This is a genomic window from Streptomyces sp. NPDC046379, from assembly GCF_055587785.1.
This window is the reverse complement of sequence record NZ_JBVJFP010000054.1, coordinates 1-4,853: the sequence shown is the minus strand read 5'-3', so window position 1 is coordinate 4,853 and position 4,853 is coordinate 1. Positions and strand designations below refer to the sequence as shown.

6 protein-coding genes and 2 pseudogenes are annotated in these 4,853 nt (G+C 69.2%); 3 read left to right on the top strand and 5 right to left on the bottom strand.

Features of this window, described 5'->3' with window-relative positions:
• Positions 1–589 precede the first annotated feature (589 nt).
• Positions 590–1,829, top strand: a pseudogene (locus ACZ6KF_RS33870) (IS110 family RNA-guided transposase).
• Between the two features lie 22 nt (positions 1,830–1,851).
• Here the strand turns inward: ACZ6KF_RS33870 and ACZ6KF_RS33865 are convergent.
• A complete protein-coding gene (locus tag ACZ6KF_RS33865) occupies positions 1,852–2,061 on the bottom strand; it encodes a hypothetical protein (RefSeq protein WP_469160794.1) in 210 nt (69 codons plus the stop codon).
• 456 nt (positions 2,062–2,517) lie between these two features.
• Between ACZ6KF_RS33865 and ACZ6KF_RS33860 the strand changes: the two genes are divergently transcribed.
• Positions 2,518–2,691 (top strand): hypothetical protein, encoded by a 174-nt coding sequence (locus ACZ6KF_RS33860; protein WP_469179714.1) that lies wholly within the window; start codon positions 2,518–2,520, stop codon positions 2,689–2,691.
• Positions 2,692–2,713: 22 nt separating this feature from the next.
• A complete protein-coding gene (locus tag ACZ6KF_RS33855) occupies positions 2,714–2,893 on the top strand; it encodes a hypothetical protein (RefSeq protein WP_469179712.1) in 180 nt (59 codons plus the stop codon).
• A 203-nt stretch (positions 2,894–3,096) separates the two neighbouring features.
• Here ACZ6KF_RS33855 and ACZ6KF_RS33850 read toward each other — a convergent pair whose 3' ends face one another.
• The 4 genes and pseudogenes from ACZ6KF_RS33850 to ACZ6KF_RS33835 all read right to left on the bottom strand — a co-directional run.
• The gene (locus tag ACZ6KF_RS33850) at positions 3,097–3,369 is read right to left on the bottom strand and encodes a hypothetical protein (RefSeq protein ID WP_469160792.1); all 273 of its coding nucleotides are present in this window, start codon (positions 3,367–3,369) and stop codon (positions 3,097–3,099) included.
• Positions 3,369–3,605 (bottom strand): hypothetical protein, encoded by a 237-nt coding sequence (locus ACZ6KF_RS33845; protein WP_469160791.1) that lies wholly within the window; start codon positions 3,603–3,605, stop codon positions 3,369–3,371. Before ACZ6KF_RS33845 ends, ACZ6KF_RS33850 begins: the two co-directional genes overlap by 1 nt.
• A 304-nt stretch (positions 3,606–3,909) precedes the next feature.
• Positions 3,910–4,458, bottom strand: coding sequence for a GNAT family N-acetyltransferase (locus ACZ6KF_RS33840; RefSeq protein WP_469242010.1), 549 nt, complete (start codon positions 4,456–4,458; stop codon positions 3,910–3,912).
• A pseudogene (locus ACZ6KF_RS33835) lies at positions 4,443–4,853 on the bottom strand (hypothetical protein); the annotation flags it as partial. The pseudogene ACZ6KF_RS33835 and the gene ACZ6KF_RS33840, both read right to left, overlap by 16 nt.

Sequence of the window (4,853 nt, the reverse complement as noted above, 5' to 3'; positions counted from 1 at the left end):
CACGATCCACGGCCGCGACTGGCGCTTCCCCACGACCCGACCAACGAGCAGACAGACCGATGGTTACTTGATCAACAACTTCTGTTAGGAACTCTGAGACCTTCGCATAGGGCGGCGCGCGGTCCTGGTACTCGGAGTGGTAGCGGTTGCGTGGGTGCCGGACGGATGCCTTCGCCAGACTTGGCTTTGACGCCTCGATGCAGAGCGGCGGCGTCCGGCGCCTTCGCGGCCGCCACCACGAACGAGGGTGTTGACGCTCGTCGGCGCTGAACGGACACCTGCCCATGCCTTGGCCTTGAGGCCTCCAGTGCCAGAGCGGCGCCGTTCAGCATCGACGAGCGTCAACACCCACGGCTTGATCACTCGTTGGTGTTGGTGGTGCGAGCCCACTGCACGGTGACCTCTTGATACGCCCGAGCCGTTCGAGCTCCCGCACAGACCGAGGCCCGTGAGGTGCGCTGGTGCCACGAACGGCTAGTGAGGTGTCGGCCCGGCCCTGTTGCGGTCGAGGCCTGGGATTAGGTCGCTCGCGTGGCCCGCATGCGCTCGTGACCAGCGCAGACACTCGGCACGTAGGGGAGGGAACACTTTGATCTACTGCGGAATCGACTGGGCAGAACGCACCCACGACGTCGCCCTGGTCGACGACACCGGCACTCTGTTGGCCAAGCGGCACATCACCGACGACGCGGCCGGCTACCAGGTTCTGCTGGAGTTGCTTGCCGAGTACGGCGACACCGAGGAGAACCCGATCCCGGTGGCGATCGAGACATCCCGCGGGCTGCTCGTTGCCGTACTGCGGACCGGAACGCGGAAGGTGTTCGCGATCAACCCGATGGCGGCCGCCCGCTACCGCGACCGCCACTCTGTCTCGCGCAAGAAGTCCGATCCCGGCGACGCCCTATGTCCTGGCGAACATCCTGCGCACCGACATGCATGCCCACCGGCCCTTGCCGGGCGACAGCGACCTCGGTCGTGCCATCGCCGTTCTGGCCCGCGCCCAGCAGGACGCTCTGTGGAATCGGCAGCAGATCGCCAACCAGCTCCGCTCCCTGTTGCGCGAGTACTACCCGGCCGCCCAGGAAGCCTTCGCCACCTGGGCCAACGGCCTGTGCCGGCCCGAGGCCCGTGAACTCCTCAAGGCCGCCCCGACCCCTTCACGAGCCGCACGGCTGACCCGGACGCAGCTCCAGGCCGCGTTCAAGCGGGCCGGCCGCAAGCGCGGTATTGAGGCGGAGGCCGACCGACTGCGCGACGTCTTCCGTGCTGCGTGGGCCCACCAGCCGCCGCTGGTCGAGGACGCGCTCGGCAAGCAGATGCTCGCCCTCCTCATCCAGCTGGAAGCCGCCTGCACCGCCGCCGACCAGCTCGCTGAGGCGGTGGAAGAGGCGTTCCCTCAGCACCCGGACGCCGAGATCCTGCTGAGCTTCCCCGGGCTCGGCATCCAGCTCGCCGCCCGGATCCTCGCTGAGATCGGGGACGACCGCGCCCGCTTCGCCGACGCCCGCGGCCTGAAGGCCTACGCGGGCTCCTCGCCCATCACCAGAGCCTCCGGCAAGAAGTCGTCCATCACCCGTCGGTGGGTGAAGAACGACCGCCTCAACCACGCGGGATATCTGTGGGCATTCTCAGCCCTTCGGCACTCGCCTGGGGCTGGCGCCCACTACCGGCGCCGCCGCGAGGTCGGCGACTGGCACGCGGCCGCCCAGCGCAACCTCTTCAACCGCATGATCGGCCAGCTCTACCACTGCCTCCAGCACCGCAAGAGCTACGACGAGACCCTGGCCTTCCCGGTCCCACTCGAAGCTGCAGAAGCAGATGCCGCATAGATCACGGTTGGCCGGACTGCCCTCAATCAGGGATGACCAGTCCGCGCTCGCGCAGCTGCGGCAGGCAGACCTCCAGGCAGGCCTCCACCGACGCGGCGTCAGTACGCACGAGCAGGTCCTCATGGAAGGGAACACCGCTTGCGACGAAGGTCCACGGCCTCGCCCCGTCACGCATGCGTTCCGCATCTGCCTTGAACAGCACCGTGACGCCCTGCGCGGCCAGCGCCTCCATGACACGCACTACGTCGACCAACGTTCCACTCCACCCGTTCGAATATGCGGGTCACGCTACCTGGGGCCCAAGCCCCCGGCTTGACGGCATAGCAACGTGAGGTGTCTGCATCGACGTCCTGTGCGCCTACCTCCAGCTCCCCTTCATCCCCGACCCCGGCGACGACCCCGCCCACCGGGAGGAACACCACCGCTACCTCGCTCTCCGCAAGGTCCGGCACACCATCCTGCGTCTCATCAGCGACCACTACCGCCGTCCCCGAGGAACTCACCGATCCTGGCAGGGCTGCGACCTCGACCTCACCGGGTCTGTCAAACGAGCTGAACGATTTACAGTCCCGACCACCGGCGTCGCGCCTGTCAGGGTCAGACCACGGCCGGGAGGAGGCCGCGCTGGCACAGGGCAACCTCCTGCGGGGGCCTGGACGCCTGCCGCCTCCCGGGCCAGGCTGTCGAGATGAACGACGCGAACGACTCCGGCCCGGCCGACAGCGGGATCGACAACGTCTCCCTCTACATGGAGACGCTCAAGGCCCGCATGGACCCCGAGCAGTACGACGTCCTGGCCAAGGCCGTGCACGAGACAGCGCACCTGATAGCCGAGGGCCATCAGGCTGGCCCCGTTTGGTGACACCTCACAGTTCACCGAAGAGGTGCAGCGGGAGTACGCGACGGTCCTGGCGATTCTCCTGACCGGCCGCATGGACCACCGGCTCGTGGAGATGCCCGGCCCCGTCGGCAGCCCCGGCTTCGCCATCGTGGAAGCCTCCGCCGCCGACGACCCTGAGCTGAACGGCATCGCCCGCGCCAGCGGCCTGAGCACCGACGACTGACCATGCACCGCACAACTCATCCCCGCACCGTGCCCCGCCGCCCTCACTCGGCTGGGACGCTGGGACTACCGCGCCGCTTACCGCGTGACAGTGAACCAGGCGTGGTCAGAGTGAGGCCGGACCGGGGCCGGCTGATGAGTACAAGGTCGTGCTCGTCGGTGTCTGGTGCGATGCGGCGTCGAGAAACACTCGAGTCCTGAGGGTTAGACCTCGATGTAGGCGACGACGACCACGGTGCGCAGCGCGGTGACGAAGTACAGGACGCGGACCTGTTCGACGTCGTCGGTGTACTGGCGCAGCTGGGGGCCGGTGGTGTCGCCGGGGATCGGCTCGCCGACGTCGGGGTCGACGGAGACGACGACCAGGGCGCGGTCCAGGGCGTGGATCTCCGCCTCGCTGGTGATGTTCTCCAGCTGCTTGGCGGCGGAGTCGGAGAAGGCGATCCGGGCGCGGCGTGGGCCGTGCTGCGGGGTCATCAGGCGACGGCCGGGCGCTGGCGGGCGAGGCGGGCGAGGTGCTGCTCGCGCAGCTCCTCCCACGGGGTGCACTCCTCGACCGACGGCAGACCGTTCTCGGCGATGTCCTCCAGGACGCCGGCGAACTGGTCGGCGGTGGCGCGGGTGCGGGCGGCGTACGCGCGTACGGCGTCGGCGGCCGCGGGGTCCAGCTGCTGCCGGGCGGTGTCGGCGGCGGGGGCCGGCTGTTCGCTCATCGAGGGCTCCGTAGGGCGCGGAACGGGCGTGTCTCACCACGGTATCGCCGGACCCCGGCGGGCCGGGACCACTCCGGCGGAACCCGCGGTCGCGGACCCAGGACCCAGGTGGATCGCGGCACGGAGCGGTTGGCGACGGCAACCAGCAGCAGAGCCGAGGCAGAAGCGCTGAGCGGGATCAAGGTATCGTCACTCCGCGCCGACAGAAGGACCCTCATAGACCTTTTGGACCCAATGGGGCCAACGGCTGTTGAACAGCAACGAAGAAGCCCCCGGTGCCGCCGGGGCTTCGCTGTGCCCGGGTTCAGGAAGCGGTCGGCACGCGCAGGTCGCGCAGCATCACCGAGAAGTTCGGAGAGTCGGGGAACGGCTTCCGGTTGCCGACCTTCCGGTAGCCCCACGTCTCGTAGAGCGCCTCCACCTTCGGGTGGCCGGGGTCGACCAGGAGCACCGCCAGGGCTTCGGGCCGGTCCTCGAGGAGCGCGGTGTGCAGCCGCTCGGCGGTCCCGGTCTTGCGCCAGGCCGGGCGCACCATCAGTTCCGACACCGAGAACGTGGAGTCGTCCGTCGGCGGCTCGCTCAGGTGCTCGCGCCACCACTCCCGGCCTGCAGTTGCAGGGGCGCCGTACGCGAAGCCGACCGGCTCGTCTCCGTCGTAGCCGATCAGGCAGGCGAATCCGGGATGGCCGCCCCAGTGGTCCACGAACCAGGGGAAGCGCTGGTTGAACTCGTCGTCCATAGCGTGGGCGTAGGCGTCCGCGTGCACGTCCAGGAGGGTCTGCCGGATGTTCGGCAGGTCCTGGTGGCCGAAGCGGCGGAGGTCAACGGCTGTGGTGGTCAAGAGTTGCTCCATTGGGTCCGGTAGCGGTCCGTCCACTCGTGCGCGATGTGCGCGGAGGGAGCGCGGGCGATCAGGTCACGTTGGAAGTCGCCGAGGAGCAGCCGCGTCCGTCCGGGCAGCGGCGTGCCCGCCATGGTCTCGAAGACCTTGCCGCTGGTCGCGCACGCCTGCTCGATGTCGTCCTGGTGCAGCTGCGCGAGGGCGAGCCGGGCCGTGGTGTGCGCGCGGTTGCGCCGGTAGGTCTCCGGCAGCGCGGCGAGCGCCCGGTGGGAGGCGGCCTCCGCCTGTGCCGGCTGTCCCACGACGTCCCGTACGATCGCGGTCAGGGAGTACAGCTCCGCCGGGCTGTAGAAGGCGATCCAGGAGGCGCGCGGCTGCGCCAGGTCCGCCTTCGCCAGACAGTCTTC